The 15,649-nt window shown below is 68.1% G+C and carries 13 protein-coding genes and 7 pseudogenes; 12 read left to right on the plus strand and 8 right to left on the minus strand.

The genetic code is table 11. The features are described 5' to 3' along the window. Window positions 1-79 precede the first annotated feature (79 nt). The gene (locus tag ACT2CW_RS36990; RefSeq protein WP_445519734.1) at window positions 80-1,306 is read left to right on the plus strand and encodes an acyl-CoA dehydrogenase family protein; all 1,227 of its coding nucleotides are present in this window, start codon (window positions 80-82) and stop codon (window positions 1,304-1,306) included. Window positions 1,307-1,359: 53 nt separating this feature from the next. Here ACT2CW_RS36990 and ACT2CW_RS36995 read toward each other — a convergent pair whose 3' ends face one another. Together ACT2CW_RS36995 and ACT2CW_RS37000 are read right to left on the minus strand one after the other, a co-directional pair. Continuing rightward, window positions 1,360-2,697 (minus strand): PucR family transcriptional regulator, encoded by a 1,338-nt coding sequence (locus ACT2CW_RS36995; RefSeq protein ID WP_445519735.1) that lies wholly within the window; start codon window positions 2,695-2,697, stop codon window positions 1,360-1,362. A gap of 218 nt (window positions 2,698-2,915) precedes the next feature. Next, on the minus strand, window positions 2,916-3,047 hold the full coding sequence (locus tag ACT2CW_RS37000; RefSeq protein WP_445519736.1) for a hypothetical protein: 132 nt from the start codon (window positions 3,045-3,047) through the stop codon (window positions 2,916-2,918). Between the two features lie 187 nt (window positions 3,048-3,234). On the opposite strand from ACT2CW_RS37000, the pseudogene ACT2CW_RS37005 reads away from it, so the two are divergent. Further along, window positions 3,235-3,521: pseudogene (locus tag ACT2CW_RS37005) on the plus strand (hypothetical protein); the annotation flags it as partial. A gap of 158 nt (window positions 3,522-3,679) precedes the next feature. On the opposite strand, the gene ACT2CW_RS37010 reads toward ACT2CW_RS37005, so the two are convergent. The 3 genes from ACT2CW_RS37010 to ACT2CW_RS37020 all read right to left on the minus strand — a co-directional run bounded on the left by ACT2CW_RS37010 (window position 3,680) and on the right by ACT2CW_RS37020 (window position 6,059). Next, the gene (locus ACT2CW_RS37010) at window positions 3,680-4,936 is read right to left on the minus strand and encodes a DUF3500 domain-containing protein (protein ID WP_445519737.1); all 1,257 of its coding nucleotides are present in this window, start codon (window positions 4,934-4,936) and stop codon (window positions 3,680-3,682) included. Window positions 4,937-4,974: 38 nt separating this feature from the next. Then, entirely contained in the window at window positions 4,975-5,178 is a 204-nt protein-coding gene (locus ACT2CW_RS37015) for a hypothetical protein (protein WP_445519738.1), read from the minus strand. Between the two features lie 233 nt (window positions 5,179-5,411). Continuing rightward, window positions 5,412-6,059: an NAD(P)-dependent oxidoreductase gene (locus ACT2CW_RS37020; protein WP_445519739.1), complete on the minus strand. Its 648-nt coding sequence runs from the start codon at window positions 6,057-6,059 to the stop codon at window positions 5,412-5,414. Window positions 6,060-6,148: 89 nt separating this feature from the next. On the opposite strand from ACT2CW_RS37020, the gene ACT2CW_RS37025 reads away from it, so the two are divergent. After that, entirely contained in the window at window positions 6,149-6,565 is a 417-nt protein-coding gene (locus tag ACT2CW_RS37025) for a winged helix-turn-helix transcriptional regulator (RefSeq protein ID WP_325115468.1), read from the plus strand. Here ACT2CW_RS37025 and ACT2CW_RS37030 read toward each other — a convergent pair. Continuing rightward, a complete protein-coding gene (locus ACT2CW_RS37030; RefSeq protein ID WP_445519740.1) occupies window positions 6,497-7,054 on the minus strand; it encodes a transposase family protein in 558 nt (185 codons plus the stop codon). The genes ACT2CW_RS37025 and ACT2CW_RS37030 overlap by 69 nt on opposite strands. A gap of 310 nt (window positions 7,055-7,364) precedes the next feature. Between ACT2CW_RS37030 and ACT2CW_RS37035 the strand changes: the two are divergent. Next, window positions 7,365-8,618 (plus strand): annotated as a pseudogene (locus tag ACT2CW_RS37035) (IS110 family transposase). Window positions 8,619-8,659: 41 nt separating this feature from the next. Here ACT2CW_RS37035 and ACT2CW_RS37040 read toward each other — a convergent pair. Beyond that, entirely contained in the window at window positions 8,660-8,899 is a 240-nt protein-coding gene (locus tag ACT2CW_RS37040; RefSeq protein WP_445519741.1) for a hypothetical protein, read from the minus strand. Between the two features lie 86 nt (window positions 8,900-8,985). Here ACT2CW_RS37040 and ACT2CW_RS37045 point away from each other — a divergent pair, with 86 nt between their 5' ends. From ACT2CW_RS37045 to ACT2CW_RS37065, 5 genes and pseudogenes are all read left to right on the plus strand, one after another. After that, window positions 8,986-9,540, plus strand: a complete 555-nt coding sequence (locus ACT2CW_RS37045) for a maleylpyruvate isomerase family mycothiol-dependent enzyme (RefSeq protein WP_445519742.1) — start codon at window positions 8,986-8,988, stop codon at window positions 9,538-9,540. Window positions 9,541-9,790: 250 nt separating this feature from the next. Continuing rightward, window positions 9,791-10,225: pseudogene (locus ACT2CW_RS37050) on the plus strand (IclR family transcriptional regulator domain-containing protein); the annotation flags it as partial. A 429-nt stretch (window positions 10,226-10,654) separates the two neighbouring features. After that, window positions 10,655-10,867, plus strand: a pseudogene (locus tag ACT2CW_RS37055) (MFS transporter); the annotation flags it as partial. Between the two features lie 73 nt (window positions 10,868-10,940). Next, window positions 10,941-11,393, plus strand: coding sequence for a hypothetical protein (locus ACT2CW_RS37060; protein WP_445519900.1), 453 nt, complete (start codon window positions 10,941-10,943; stop codon window positions 11,391-11,393). Window positions 11,394-11,418: 25 nt separating this feature from the next. Next, window positions 11,419-12,018: a YdcF family protein gene (locus ACT2CW_RS37065; RefSeq protein ID WP_445519743.1), complete on the plus strand. Its 600-nt coding sequence runs from the start codon at window positions 11,419-11,421 to the stop codon at window positions 12,016-12,018. Between the two features lie 776 nt (window positions 12,019-12,794). Here ACT2CW_RS37065 and ACT2CW_RS37070 read toward each other — a convergent pair. Beyond that, a pseudogene (locus tag ACT2CW_RS37070) lies at window positions 12,795-13,352 on the minus strand (integrase core domain-containing protein); the annotation flags it as partial. A 755-nt stretch (window positions 13,353-14,107) separates the two neighbouring features. Here ACT2CW_RS37070 and ACT2CW_RS37075 point away from each other — a divergent pair. From ACT2CW_RS37075 to ACT2CW_RS37085, 3 genes and pseudogenes are all read left to right on the plus strand, one after another. Continuing rightward, window positions 14,108-14,317: pseudogene (locus ACT2CW_RS37075) on the plus strand (integrase core domain-containing protein); the annotation flags it as partial. A gap of 10 nt (window positions 14,318-14,327) precedes the next feature. Then, window positions 14,328-14,931 (plus strand): annotated as a pseudogene (locus tag ACT2CW_RS37080) (integrase core domain-containing protein); the annotation flags it as partial. A gap of 200 nt (window positions 14,932-15,131) precedes the next feature. Further along, on the plus strand, window positions 15,132-15,647 hold the full coding sequence (locus tag ACT2CW_RS37085; protein WP_182470191.1) for an ArsR/SmtB family transcription factor: 516 nt from the start codon (window positions 15,132-15,134) through the stop codon (window positions 15,645-15,647). Window positions 15,648-15,649: the final 2 nt, after the last annotated feature.

A 15,649-nucleotide genomic window follows, 5' to 3' on the forward strand; every position in this document is an offset into this window, starting at 1 on the left:
CCGCCCGGCGTGGAATCGCGGCAGCGACCCTTGCCACGAGAGACGCCGCCCCTTGCGCCGCGAACCGCCGGAGGACCCCATGACGACGAGCCCCACGAGCACGGCCGACCCGCAGACGACCACCGCGCCCACCACCCCCGCATCGGCGTTGACGGAGAGTGCCGCGGCGCTGGTGCCCTTGCTGCGGGAGAACGCCACTCGCACCGAGGCGGACCGCAGGGTGGCCGAGGAGAATATCGCCGCCCTGTCCGAGGCCGGGCTGTTCCGGCTCACCGTGCCTCGGCGGCTTGGCGGTCACGAGGCGGACTTCAGGACCTTCCTGGAGGTCACCTCCGAGCTCGCTCGCGGATGCGGCTCCACGGCGTGGGTGGCGACCCTGATCAATGTGTGCAACTGGATGGTCGGGCTCTACCCCGAGCGGACCCAGCAGGAGGTGTGGGGCGGTAACCCGGACGCGCGGGTGTGCGGAGTGCTCGCTCCCAGCGCCACCAGCCAGGCGGTCGAGGGTGGGCTCGTCGTCACCGGACGCTGGGGCTACGCCTCGGGCAGTCTGCATTCCCGGTGGGCGTGCCTCGGCATCCCCGTCGTCGACGTCTCCGGGGGCCAGACCGACCAGGGCTTTGCCCTCATCGCGATGGACGAGCTGACGATCGAGGACACCTGGCACGTGGCCGGCATGCGGGGCACGGGCAGCAACACCCTCGTCGCTGACGAGGTGTTCGTGCCCGCGCACCGCATCATGTCGGTGACCCAGGCCGTGGAGGGCACCTGCCCGACCGAGCACAAGGACGAGGCGCTGTACCGCTCGGCGCTCGTCCCGGTGCTCGCTCTGGTGCTGGCCGGCCCGCAGGTGGGCCTGGCCCAGGCCGGGATGGACGTGGTCACCGCTTCTCTCGCCCAAGGACGGGGCATCGCGTACACCTTCTACGGGCGCGCCAGGGAGGCCCCGTCAACGCAGATCCGGCTGGCCGAGGCGGCCCAGCTGATCGACACCGCCCGCCTGCACCTGATGCGCGCCGCCGACGACATCGACAGCTGGGCGGCCCGCGGCGAGCACATGCCGTTCGAGACGCGGGCCCGGGTGCGCATGGACACCGGATATGTGGCGCGCCGCTCCCGTGAGGCACTCGACCTGCTCCTGAGCATTCAGGGCGCCGGCAGCTTCGCCGAGGCCAATCCGCTACAGCGGATCTGGCGGGACCAGGAGACGGGCAGCCGGCACGCGTTGGTCAACCCGGCCATCGCCGGCGAGTTGTACGGGCGAGCGCTCCTGCACATCGAGGAGCAGGTCACGTTCCTGATCTGAGCGGGCTGGTCAGGCACGGTCGTCCGGAACGGGCAGGCGCGGCCGGAGCACGGTCAGGCGGGCGCGTCCCTTCCCTGCGGCCGGAGCACGGCAGGGCCCAGCGTCTGCGCGGCCTCCAGGGCCGTCATCAGTTCGGGCAACCGGGCCGCCAGGTCGTGCCCGAGCACTTCCTGAGCGCGCTTGACCCGATAGGTGACGGTATTGCGCGCCACGTGCAACTGCGCGGCGGCGACCGTCAGGCTGCGCTCGTTGCGCAGATACATGCGCAGCGTCCGCCGCAGTCGGTCCGCGTGCTGGTCGTCCGCCGCCAGTTCCCGCAACTCGTCGCGCACGAAGCGTCGCAGCGCGGGCAGGTCGGCGGAGATCAGGGCCGCCAGCTCAACGTCCGGGTAGTCCACGACGGGGCCCGTACCGGCGGGGTTGAGGTGCGCGATCCGGGCGGCGTGCTCGGCGTCCTCGTGCGACTGGCGGAATCCCGGCAGTGCCTGACGTACGGAACCGCAGGCGATGCGGAAGCCGTCCGGGTACCCGGCTGTGGCGGGCTTCCTCGTGGAGGCCGAGGCGCCCGGATCTCCCCACGCCCACACGGTCGTGCGGCCCATGGGCAGCACCAGGGTCGACGTGCAGCCGCGCTGGTGCAGCAGTTCGGCCGCCGCTCGCTGGAGGTCATCGGTGACGTCCGGGGCCGGGTTGTCGCACCAGGCGATGACGGCGAGGTGATGGCCCTCCAGCCGGTAGGTGAGCAGTTCGCTCGCGGCTTCCAGCTTCACCGGTCGGCCGTCGAGGATCGAGCGCACAGTCTCCTCGCGGGCCGCGGCGCCACTGGTGACCCAGCGGTCGTGCTCGGAGAGGTACTCGGCGGTCATCCGGGAGGAGAACGTGTCCACGAAGTCGAAGAGCAGCTCGGAGACACGGCGGAACTGCTCCGCGCGTGCGGACGGCGGAGCAAGTTCCTGGCACGCGTTCATCAGGGCGCGCGTCAGGGCCGCGTGTGCGACGCGAATGCCGCGCAGGACCTTGTCCAGGCCGAGGCGTCGCCGGGCGAACTCACGGTCTCCCAGCAGGGACTCCTCCGGGACTGTCCGGTCGGCCACTGGATCCGTCTCGGGGTCGGCCAGCAGGAGCAGCGCGTGCAGCGTCGCGGCCTCGGCACCCATCCGGAGCGTATCGAAGGGCCCTGCTCCGCCTCCCAGTTCGGGGACTTCGCGGATCACGACCCGGGCGAGCTCGTCGCTAAGCGCGACAGCCCACGCCACGGGCTCGGCGCCGAGGCGATCCGTGGCCTCGGCGATGCTCTGCGCCGAGCTAGCCGGGGCGGGCCGAGTGTCCGCGTGGTCGGCGGTGAGCCGGTAAATCCACTCGGAGGCCGAGGACGCCTGGTGAGCCGTCATAACGCCGTCCTTGCCGTCGTGAGAGCGCAGGTGCCGCCTTGCCACCGCCTACTGCCCCCGCGCTCCGGCACGTACGGCGTCACCGGCCACACACCGTAACAGTTGACGTGCGCCCTGGCCTAAAGTCCAGGGATTCCGGCCTGGGTCGTCTGACCCATCCGGGGGCTTCCTGCTTCAACGCGCTGTGCGGGCACGTGTGCCCGTCTTACCGGCACTCCTCAGGCGTTTAGCGTCTCCACCCGTCCGGTGGCGACGATTCGGCGTCCTTCGAAGAGGACGTTACGTGCTGCGTTGTGGTCGCGGTCGTGCACGGCGTGGCATGCGCCGCACGTCCAGTGAGACCCGTGCATCGTGAAATGTGCAGGGTGAGGTGGGCTGGTGTGCGGGCGAGTTGCCTTGCTCGTGCTGGTCGGCGGCGGGTGTCCATGGTGGAGATCGTCTGCCCTGCCTTTGGGCTTCCGACGGCAGTTGACGTGTTTTGTGAAGAACAGCGCCAGCCCCGTCGGGGGCCCTGACGGCCTTGCCTACACCGCCCGCCTGCCGCTGTCGAGCGCCACCCTGAACTACCTCGCCAGCTTGATACGCGGCCACCTGAAGAGGATCGGCTCGCGGTGGCGGGCCTCCCGCACCTGGGCCAGGCGTGGACACACACCCGTCATCCGGGTGCGGGGATGCTCCCAGCGCCGCTTCTCCATCGCCGCCCTGGCGTGCCACAAGCCGGGGAACGCTCACGCCTGATCTACCGGCCCAAGCGGCACGTCGACCACAAGCGAGGCGGCAGACGCAGCTTCACCTGGACCGATTACCGCGACCTGCTGACCGCTCACCGCCGGCCACTCTGACGGTGATCCGGTTCAGGCAGTTGTGCACCATCAGGTGCGCCCAGACCTCCTGGCGGGCCAGGGTCGGCGCCGCCGAGCGAAGCACCTGTGCCGCCCGCGCATGGGTGCGCTCGGCGCGGTCTGGGTCGGGCGAGTGGTGGTCAGCGTCCGCTGCGTTGCCGTGGATGGTGGCGGGCGAGGTGTTGGCGCAGCAGGTCGCGTCCGTAGTCGCCACCGTTGGGGGTGCGCACGATGGTGTGGACGTGGAACGGTTCGGGCTGGTCGTTGTCGAGGAAGACACCTTGGTGGCAGTCGTATTCGATCAGGACGACGGGGCTGTGGATGCGGTAGTAGAAGGCGTCATCGTCGCCGCTCCCGCCGATCCAGGCGATGTGCGTGTCGTCGAGATGCTGCTCGATGCTTTCCATGAACGCGGCGGCGGGACCGTCCGGGAGTCGCTGCGCGTAGGTCTTCACCAAGTGGAGCAGCGACTCCCGTTGCCTGTGGGAGAGTCCGCTGGCCGGTAGCCCCGCGTAGGGGATGACGCGGTTGTCTTGGGCGGCGCCACCCAGGTGCCTGCCGTTGACCGGGTCGGCGAGTTCGGCGGGCAGGTCCTGCCCCCGGATCGATGTGTAGAGAACGGCCTGACGTGCCTGTTCAGGGTGCAAGCTGCGCCGCAGGTCGAGACCGGCCGTCCGCTGCTCGTCGAACAGGCGCAGGCCCTTGTGGGTACCGCGGTCGGCCTCGGTGGGCTCGGCGCCGATGAAGGTCGGGGTGAGGACCATCTGCCGGCCGATGATGAAGCAGTGCACGTCGAGGTGGTGGCCCCACAGTTGCCATCCCCACGGCTCCGTTGTCGAGGGGGTGCCGAACACTGCGAAGAAATAACAGTATTCGGTCAGGGTGTCGCGGTACTGGTCGATCAGCTCGCCGAGCGCGGCGTTGAGTTTCATCGCCGTCCGAGCGTCGGAGAAGCCGGTGGCGGATAAGGATGCCTCGAGGATCGCGAGCGCACGCTCGCGCTGCGCGGGCTCAAGGTCCTCCAGGCGCAGGCCGTGCGGATCCCAGTTCGGAAAGGCATTGATCCACATACGCCATTCGTCCGCGTCGACGGCGAATAGGACGTCTTCGCGCTGCGCGGGAGTGAGGCGGTCGAGGAAGGCGGTCGCCGCCTTCCTCGCGGGCTCGGGATTCCAGCCGGTGTCCCGGAGGGAGAAAAGATCGGGTACCACGTGCCCGTCCGTCGTGATGCCGACCAGCGGCTCCTTCGCCCTCTCGAGCACGGGCGGGAACGACTCCTGCACTACCGCCTGGAGATCCGGGGGAAAGGCGGAGAGATCCACCCGGGCGTCCTGGATCGGCAGGCCGCGGACGGGTCCGAATCCCCGGTAGTGCGTCTTTTCATATTCATCATCCATGATGGAGCATGTCTTCCTTACGCTCGGGCGCCAGCCGGTCAGGCCGCGGCGGGGGCAGTGAGAGCTGTGGTGATAGTGGCGGCGAGCGAGGTTGTCCGCTGTCCGCTCAGGCGGGTGAGGTCGCCGCTGTCGGTGTAGCGGCCGCCGCGTCGGATGCCCTGGTCGGCGTCGGCCATTAACTGCGCGATGGGTTGGGGCAGGCCCATTTCGGCGAGAGCGCGGGCGCGGGCGGTTTCGAGCACGTCCCTGGAACGCACTTCGGTTCCGGATTACCTCAGCTGTGGATGGGACCCGGGGCGCCTCATCCCGCGCAGCCTTTGTGGCTTCGGCGAGCGCGGCTTCCTCACCGAGTGCTGGAACGCGCTCGAACACGTCGCGATCAGTCCCCAGAAGGATTCCTTCAGACCGCCCGGACCGCCCTCGTCATCACACGCTTCGAGCGCCGGACAGCGAACTGAATCTCGCTGGGATCACCTCAGTGGCCGAGGTTGACCTGTGCCCTGTGGTGGTCGCCTTTCTCGATCAGGTCGACGAGCCCGAGGGCGTAGTCCGCGGCGGAGATCGCGCCGCCGTCCTCGGGCTGGACCGCGACGTCGTCGCCGAGCCGATAACGACCGAGTCGTTCGCCGGGCATACGTGCGCCGAACCTGAGCGCCGGGCTCACAAAGACCCAGTCGAGTGTCGCGGGCGTGGCCGGGAGGTCCTCAATGATGAGCGCCGCCCCGGCGCGGATCTCTTCGTGGAGCTCTGCGGGGATGTGGCTGAGGTCGGTGACGAAGCGATCCGCCCCGGGTGCAGGGCGCAGCGACGAGTAGCCGCCGACGACGAACAGGGGTACGCCTGCGGTATCGGCCAGACGCGCGATGGTGCGGTAGACGTCGCGGAAGGTGCCGGCCAGCGGGCCGCGTGGGGCGAGTGCGCCCACTACGACGTCCGCGCCCTCAATGGATGCCGAGAGCGTTGCTTCGTCGGTGGCGTCGCCTTGGACATAGGTCACGTTCGGGATGGGCGCGTCGGGGAGCGAGCGGCTCAGTGCGGTGACCTGGTGACCGCGAGCAGCGGCCTCCGCGACGATGGCCGAACCGGCATAGCCTGTGCCGCCGATGACGGTAATGCGAGACACGACGTGCCTTTCTACGGGACGGGTGGCGTCGGACGGACGCGTTGCGATTACCGTATGAATGCAGCTCTCCAATGGGAAGAAGGCACTTTGTGGTAACCACCCAGGCCGAGTCGGTGCTCCACGGCAGCCCCTACCGCGCGGACTGCCCGACTCGCCACATACTGGATCGCATTGGCGACCGTTGGACGGTGCTCATAGTGGGCGCCCTCTGGGACGGCAGCGCTCGCTTCTCAGAGCTGCGCCGACGCATTGAGGGCGTCTCGCAGAAGATGCTCACCCAGACTCTCCGCGGGCTCGAACGAGACGGGCTCGTGCGCCGCACCGTCTACCCCGAAGTTCCGGTCCGCGTCGAGTACGCGCTCACCGAGGCGGGCCGCACCCTGCGCGAGCCACTGCGCGCACTACAGGAATGGTCGATTGCGCACCTCGGCGACGTGTCAGCGTCGCAGGAAGCCTACGACCAGGCGAATCGACCTCCTCCTGACTCCACGGATCGGGACAAGTAGTCGTCGACCCCGAGGACGCGCACGCCGGCCTGCGGCAACTCCGGTAACCGTCGGAGGAGGTCCAGCAGTTTGTCCTTGGCGACGCGAATGCTTAGCGCGGGTTGCGAGCCGCGCACCCGGCCGGCCCGCCAGACATGCGGCGATCGAGGTGAGCAGTGCGCTCAGCCGCGGCGTGTACCGGCCATGCGGGCTGGTCAGCCCCTCGACCTGCTCGGCGAACGTCAACGCTGGACACTGCGGATTGAGGCACTTGAACCGGCGCACCACGAGTTCGATCACCGCTGGGACTCCGCCGACGGGCGCGTCAGCGAGCCGGCGCGCGTACCGGCCGTGCACACGCCACGACACCACCCCGCATCTTGGGCACCGCACCGTCGGCCCTGCGGAGTACGCGCAGAACGTGACCGTACTGGCCGCACATTCGATCGACTCGACCACCACATCGGCTAAATACGGTAGCAACCGCTCCAAACCCCCTGAACCGCACACCCAGTAGATGCGCAGTCCGGACTTGGTACGTCACAAGATCCCCGACAGGAATGCCAGGTCGGCTGCGTCGGCCTCCTCGGTGACGGGAAATCGGGTCGGGTGCCTGGTAAGCCGGTGACTCTGTGATGCAGGTCAGCTCGCCCGACAGGATGGCGATGGGGATCCGCCAGCGGACTTCGGTTTGCGCCAGGGCCACCACGGTGGACCCGGAGCGCGTGTGTCGGATTCGACGACTTCCCGGATCCCTCCAGGCGCCCGCTCGCTCGGTGCAACGCGGAAGGAACAGGGCAGGGCAGTGACGAGACAGGATGTGAAGGACGAGGTCCTCTATCTACGGGCGGCAGGGGTGGACTTGGGCAAGAAGTTCCTGCTGGCCTGCGTACGGACCCCCGGCGCGAAGCGAGTGGGCACCTGGTCCCTGGAGACCGAGCGGTTCGGCACCACCCCCGCCGGGATCCGCCGCCTGCTGGCCTGGCTGCTCGAACGCCAGGTCGAGGTGGTGGTGCTCGAGGCCACCTCGGACTACTGGCGCCACCTCTACTACACCCTGCAGCCGCATCTGAACCTGATGCTGGTCAACCCGGCCCACCTCAAGGGCATCCGCGGGCGCAAGAGCGACCCCAGCGACGCCGCCTTCCTGGCTCGGGCCGGGGCTTCGGGCATGGTCATGGGCTCGTTCGTGCCCGAGCGGGAGATCCGCGAGCTGCGCGGCCTGACCCGCCGTCGCACCGAACTGGTCACCGTCCGCGGGCAGGAGGCCCAGCGCCTGGAGAAGGAGCTGGAGGACACCGGGATGAAGCTCTCCTCGGTACTCTCCGACATCACCGGGGCCGGCGGCCGGGCCATCCTGAGCGCGCTCATCGACGGTGAGCGCGATCCTGGGGCCCTGGCCGAACTCGCCGTCCGCCGGGCCCGCAGCAAGATCGGCGGAGCTGATCGAGGCCCTGGACGGGCAGTTCACCGAACACCACGCGTTCATGTGCCGGCACTACCTGGAGGAGATCGACCACCTCACCTCCGCGGCCGACCGGATCGATGCCCGGATCACCGCGCTACTCGCCCGCCTGGGACACGACCAGAACGTGGCCGGCCTCGACACCATCCCCGGCATCGGCCCCGCGGCCGCCCAGATCATCATCGCCGAAACAGGCGGTGACATGGCGCAGTTCGCCACCGCCGGCCACCTCGCCTCCTGGATCGGAGTCTGCCCGGGGATGAATGAGTCCGCCGGTGTCAACAAGTCCGGCCGCACCGGCAGGGCAACAGCAACCTCAAACGCGTACTGGGGGTTGCCTCGATGGCGGCGATCCGGAACAAGGACTGCTACCTCAGCGCCTACTACCGGCGCATCGCCGCCCGGCGCGGTCGGCGGCGGGCCCAGGTAGCCGTGATGCACAAGATCGCTATCGCGATCTGGCACATCCTCCGCAACAAGACCACCTACCAGGACCTCGGAGCCGACTACTTCACCCGCCGCGACCCCGAACGCGCCATGCGACGCATGGCCAAGGAAGCCAACCGCCTCGGACTCACCGTCCGGTTCGAGCCCATCCCAACGGCCTGACCCGCACGCACTCTATTTTTCGTGTCAGAGCCCGTGATTCCTCAGCCCTTGGGAGGCGGTCGGTTGCTTGGCCGGGGGTTTGGTGGGCTCCATGGGTCCCTCTTGCCCACCGCGGCGCCGACGCCCAGACCGACATCGGCCAGGCCGGACCCGATCCACTCCAGATCGCACGCCTCCCCGAGGCGGTACTCGACTTGCGCGTCCTCGCGCGCCGTGATCTCGGCGGCGACGTCCTCGTGCTCCGCGTCGCATCCGCAGTGCTCGCTCAGCCGGTACACCACCTGCGCCGGGGTCCGGACCCAGCACCGTCACCACCACACGTGATCTGGGGAACACCGCATGGAACATACCTTGGTATTTTTGTGACATGGACTCCTGGCTGAATGACCTACTCACCCAAATCGACGAGGCGACGGCCAAACTGATTGCCACGGCCGACGGCCTGACCTGCAAACAGGTCAGCGAACCGTCGTTGCTGTCCGGCTGGACCCGCGGCCACGTCCTCACCCACATTGCCCGCGCCGCTGAGGCTCACCGAAACCTGTTGGAGGCCGTCCGCACCGGGACCGACATCCCCGCCTACGCGAGTCAAGAAGCCCGTGACACGTCCATCGAGAACGGTGCGAGCCGACCGGTCGCCGAGCAAGTAGCCGACATTGAACGGACGGCGGCGGCATTCCGGGCCGCCGCCGTCACAACACCCGATGACGCGTGGAAGACCAGTGTCACCATCCTGCACCTTGAGCCGTTCCCGGCGAGCCAGGTTGTCCTACGCAAGCTTGTCGAGCTCGAACTGCATCACGTCGACCTGAACGCGGGCTACCGGCCGGCCGATTGGCCTGTCACCTTCAAGCCGCTGGAGTTGCCCGAACCCATGCGAAGCCAGGCCACCGACCGTATGTCCTGGTTCGCCACGAAGTAACTCCAACCGCACACATCCGAACCCAGCGCGACACCTGGTATCAGCCGGACTTTCTTCGGGGTGCGACGGCTTGTTTGCCTATCACGCAGTCCTCCTGTCCGGGGTGGAAACTGGCCGACCCCACACCGAGCCTGCCGGGCACCCGGCTGTTCACCCTCCCGGCTCCGGACAGCCAAGCCCTGCTGGACCTGCTCAGCGAAGCCGAATCCGACCCCCCACGCCATGAACACCATGCCGTAGCCACCGCCAGCACATCCTCCTCGCAGTACGCGACGGCCATGAGGCCGTACTCGTCGAGCGCCTGTCGGCCTGGGACGCGGCAGCGGTCAAGTACCGGGTCGGCGGCCGCCTCCCTCTCACCGAGACCGGCATCGGTATCGCCCTGCTGGCCCATGCTCCCGATCAGGTGCGGGACGAGGCACTGGCCGGTGTATCCGACGCCAGTCACCTCCGTCGGCTCATGGCCACCGTCCGTATGGAGGGCGTCTGTGCCATGACGGGGCCCAATCCGCTCCGCACCGGACCCTCGGAGATGTCGACCATCGCCGCCCCGATCCTGACCCCTCGTGGTGACCTATTGGGCGCACTGTCACTCGTCGCGCCCGCTGAGGGCGGAACCCAGGCAGCCGCTCGAATCGCGCTGCGGACAGCGAGCCTGGCGGTCTCCCGAACGGTGGGATTCTGAGCCGCGACTCCGCCGAGTGGTGATCGCCGTCAACAGCGCCAGATCCGGAACTTACTCGTCCTCATTGCCCGAGCCTTACGGGACGGCCCTCGGCTCAACTGAGCTACGGCCCACGGCCAGCGGGCCGGTCACCTCCGCAGGTGTGAGCCGGTTGCCGCCCATCGCCAGCGCTCGCAGACCACCGAGGCGCGTTTCCGGCTGTGGAGTACATGGTGCCGGAGAGCGGACCGCCCCGGCTCTGCTGCACAACTGACATGTTGCTCGTCGGATCGGCCCGGCGTCGGCTGGTGCTGGCCGTGGTGTTGATGTGTTTCCTGCCCGCCGCCATGGACGTCACCATCCTCACCATCGCCGTCCCCACCCTGGCGGACGAACTGGACGCGTCCCCAACCGAGCTGCTGTGGATCGTGGACGTGTTACTCGCTTCTGATGGTCGGGCTGGTGCTGGTCACCGGGCCGTTGGGCGACCGGATCGGGCACAAGCGGCTGCTGATGACCGGGCTGGGGGCGTTTGCAGTGGCCTGGGCGCTGTGCGCCGAGGCACCCGGGCCGCTGGCCCCGGTCGGGGCCCGGGCCACACTGGCGGTCGGCTCGGCAATGATCAACCCGGCCACGTTGGCGCTGATCCCGCAGACCTTCGGCGACGGCCGCGATCACGTGGTGGCCATCGGGGCGTGGAGCGCGGCCTTCGGCCGGGGCATCGGCCTTCGGGCCGATGGTGGGCGGGTTCCTGCTGCACCACTTCTGGTGGGGCTCACTTTTCCTGGTCAACCTGCCGGCAGCGGTGATGGCAATGCCCACCGTGGCCCTGTTGCTGCGCAACGAGGCCGAGTCGGAGCGAGGGCCGTGGGAAGCCACCTCGCACATCCTGTCGATCGTGGGGATGCCGGGCACCGCCTACGACATCATCTCCTTCAGCCACGAAGGCGTCGGACAGGCGGAGGTGCTGCCCCGCGCGGTGGGGCTGACCGCACTGGTGCTGTTCGTACGGCGGCAGAAACAGTTGCCGCACCCGATGCTGGATCTCTTCCTGTTCCGGCTGCCACTGCTGCGCGCCGGGGCGGTAGCCTCGACGCTCCCGGTGCTGGTGATGGTCTGGTTTGAGCTGCAGTTAGGGCCCATAACAGAATGCGTCGTCTGTAGCGTGGCTGGTTCCTTGGCGGCCTGATACCGAGGTGTCCTAGAGTCGCCGCATGCGGCGAAGGACACGACTGGCGATAGCTGGGGTTGCAGCCCTGGCCTGGGGCGAGTGGTTGAACTGGCGCTGGTCTCGAGCCCTTGTGGGGAATAGCGGGGGCGCCTCCACGGCCGTGGTGGTGTGCGGGTACCGGAATCCCCAAGCGACGGCGAACTTGATCAACCGATGGCGAGTCAGTGCTGGAATCCGCTCCATCGCCGCTGACGGTGCGAATGGAACCCGCGTGATCTTCAGCGGCGGTGCGACCAGCAGCGGCGCCACGGAGGCCCATCTGATGGCTGACTACGCGAAGTCGGTGCTTGGGTTCGATGGCACGGTGCTCCTCGAAGACCAAAGCGCGACGACGTGGGAGAACATCACGAACGTGATCCCACTGCTTGAAGACGTGGATCGCATCAAGATCGCCTCTCAGCCGGCTCATGCGCTCAAGGCCCGTGCGTACTTGCGGCGGCAGCGCCCCGATCTTGCACGGAGGCTGGTGCGCGCGGATGACTACCGCCCCGGTGAGTGGATGGTCGTCAAACCGCTGTTGGCTCTGTATGGACTTTGGACGCTCCGTGGCCTCAAGGCCGAGGAGCGGAAGGTCTCGCTGTAGACAGCCGCTGTCGCTTGGCCTCACGCGTGATGGTTCTTGAGCCGACGCCAGCAGATGGCGATGTTCTGTGGACATACGCTGCGTTGCCTCAGGTCGTGTTGCGGCTGAGGAAGTCAAGTGGCGTATGAATGGCGGCTGTTCTGGGTCAGAGATGGGGGCACCCCGGAAGAGGATCGGCCTGTCCCCGGGTGGGAGGACTTGAAGGATCGCGAGGGGGCGCTCGGGCTGCGCGAGCGGCAGCCGATCCTCATCTCGCCGGAGGGCCGGGTCGATCCTCGGCTGAGTGAGTGCCTCCGACGCTCGGCGTTCTCGGCCAAGGCGCGGGGCACTCAGGTCACGTACGCCCCGCTCTACCGGCTGTTTTTCACGTTCCTGTGGCAGCCCGAGCTGAACTGGGACGAGGCGTCGGAGGACGATGTTGAGGACTGGGAGGACTGGGAGGACTGGGAGGACTGGCGTCGGCGAGGAGCGACGAATCCGGCCCCGGTCGATGGCGGGACGTGGGCGAAGGAGCAGGCCGAGCTGAAGCTGCTGTACGGGATCGCGGCCAAGGGTGGCGTCGTACCGGCGAACCCGGTGACGCTGGCCTCGCCGTCGGACGTGAAGACCTCGGATGTGAAGACCTCGGACGTGAAGTGGCTCTCACCCCGGGCCTTCCGGCTGTGGCGCAGCGTCGGGCTCGGCGGCATGCTGCCGAGTGGCTTGGAGGACGAGGCGTGGCGTGGCCGATCGGCCGGTCGGGACACGTGTGCCGTTCAGAAAGTCATCGCTGCTGGTCAAGCCACGTATCTGTACCCGTTGACGACACCGCCTAGTACTCGGGTGCGGAGGAGCCGGTGCGCAGTCAGGTCGGTCGAGGGCGCGGGGCGCTCCTGGTCAAGAGGAGGAAGCTGTCCCCGGGCCTGGTGAGGGCGATGACTGTTGTAGTGGACGGCATAGACGTCGAGCACGCCTCGCGCGTGGGCCTCGTTCAGGAGCAGCAGGTGATCGAGGAGCTCGCGCCGCAGTGTCCCGATGGCCCTTTCGCAGTGGGAGTCCATCCGTGGGGGCTGCGGCGCGGTCTTCAGGGTCTCGATGCCCTCGGACGCGAAGACCGCGTCAAAGGATTCGGTGTACTTGCTGTCCCGGTCGCGGAGCACGAAGCGCAGCGATTCGAAGCGCACACCCAGGTCGGCGGTGAGGTTACGGGCTTGCTGTACCGTCCACTGCGCGGTGGGGTGAGCGGTCACGCCGGCGATGTGCAGGCGGCGCGTGCCGTCCTCGAGGAAGACCAGCGCGAAGACCCGACGGAGATCGACCAGGTCGATGTGCAGGAAGTCGCAGGCGATGATGCCTGAAGGGTGTCTTTATTACCGCGCGGTGGTTGACCTGGAGCTTTTCGTTCGCCCAAGTATGGGCACGATCACTGATCGTGGGTCTGCGACTGCTCTACCTGATCTTCTGCCGACTACTGGGCGTCCTCCTCTTGCTGGGCCGGTCGACAGCCGCGAAGAACGCCGAGATCCTCGCGCTTCGCCATGAGGTCGCCGTCCTGCGCCGGCAGATCGAGCGTCCACGACTCTCATGGGCTGATCGTGCCGTGCTCTCCGCTCTCGCACGGCACCTGCCACCCGCCCTGCGCCGCCACCGGCTGGTTACCCCCGGCACGCTGCTGAACTGGCACCGACGTCTCGTGCGCTGGAAATGGCGCCAGACCCCAACCGGACCCGGCCGACCACCGCTGGCGGAAGAGACGGTCACGCTCATCCAGAGCCTGGCGCGAGAGAACCCGACCTGGGGATACGTCAGGATCCAAGGCGAACTCCGACGGCTCGGCCATAGGGTTGCCGCCGCCACGATCCGGCGCGTCCTGCGCCGCTCCGGCCTGCCGCCCGCACCGCAGCGCGCCTCCCAGCAGACCTGGCGTACTTTCCTCCGTTCCCAGGCCCACACACTGCTCGCCTGCGACTTCATGCACGTGGAGACCGTCTTCTTCGAACGCCTCTACGTCTTCTTCGTCATGGAGGTCGCCACCCGGCGCGTTCATGTCCTGGGCGTCACCGCCCGCCCTACGGGCGCATGGGTCACCCAGCTCGCCCGCAACCTGCTCATGGACCTCGAAGACAGAGCTGGGTGCTTCCGGTTCCTCATCCGCGATCGGGACAGCAAGTTCACCGCCGCCTTCGACGCCGTCTTCGTCGGCAACGGCGCAGCCGTCATCCCGACTCCGCCGCAGAGCCCCCGGTCAAACGCGTTCGCGGAACGATGGATACGCACAGCCCGTGCCGAATGCACCGACCGCTTCCTCATCACCGGCGAACGACACCTCCGTACCGTCCTCACCACGTACGCCGAGCACTACAACACCAGGCGAGCCCACCTGCGATCTCTTCGAAGTCCGAGCGCTGACAGGGGCGCGCCTGTATGTTTTCGCCGTCATCGAGCACACCACCCGTCGCATCAGGATCCTCGGTGTCACCGCGCATCCGACCGGGTACTGGATCGTGCAGCTCGGACGCAACCTCCTCATGGACCTCGAGGACGCGGGCAGCAGGGCACGGTTCCTGATCCGAGACCGCGACTCGAAGTTCACAGCCGCCTTCGACCCCCTGATGACCGATGCCGGTCTCAAGGTCGTCACGACCGGCATTCGGATACCACGGATGAACTCGCTCATGGAGCGCTGGATACAGACCTGCCGCAGCGAACTCCTGGACCGGACCCTGATCTGGAACCAGGGTCACCTCCTCAACGCCCTGCGCGGGTATGAATCCTTCTACAACGAGCACCGCCCGCACAGAGCCCTGGAACAAGCCGCTCCCTGCCGCCCGCTACCCGCCCCCCATCACGCAACAAGCCCAGCTTGCCCACCTGGACGTCCGCAGACGAGACCGACTCGGCGGAACCCTCCACGAGTACCAGCGAGCGGCCTGAACTGCGCGGATGATTTAGATGATTTATCGGCACCCACAATGCGTGGCCGCAGGGCCCTGACCAGCAGTGATGGCCGCATCGTCGGTCATCGGTGTCCTACGCCTGTGGGACGAGGCGGCGTTGGTGGAGCTGGATGGGGTCGCGGTGCTGTCGTAACGATCCCCTTGCTCTGTTATTCCGTAATAACGTAACCTCGATCCATGGCCGATGAGTCCCTCGATGAGCGGGTCGCCGCGCTCGAAGAGCGGGTGACGCGACTGGAGTCCGCGCCGCCGGAGGCAGACCGGGACGAGGTGTTCTGGGCGCTCGAGGGGCTGCGCCGACGGCTCACGGGGCAGGGGCAGGTGCTGTTCACCGGCGCGGTCGATCTGCCCAACGGCGAGCACTACGAATGGCAGCAGGGCGCGGCGGTGCACGGGCTGCTCGACGCGGACTGGTCCCAACACGCCGCGCCGTACGCCGCGCTGGGCCACCCGGTGCGGCTCACCCTGCTGCGGGCGGTGCTGCGCGGCACCCGCTCCGCGGCCGAGCTGCAGGAGACCGCCGGGCTGAACACCACCGGCCAGCTCTACCACCACCTCAAGCAGCTCACGGCGGCCGGCTGGCTCCAGGCCGAGGGACGCGGCCACTACCAGGTGCCTCCGGGCAGGGTGGTGCCGCTGCTCGTGCTGCTGTCCACCGTGGTGCCGACAGGAAACCGAACGACGGGGGAGTGACC

The sequence above is a fragment of the Streptomyces sp. NEAU-174 genome, assembly GCF_052665095.1.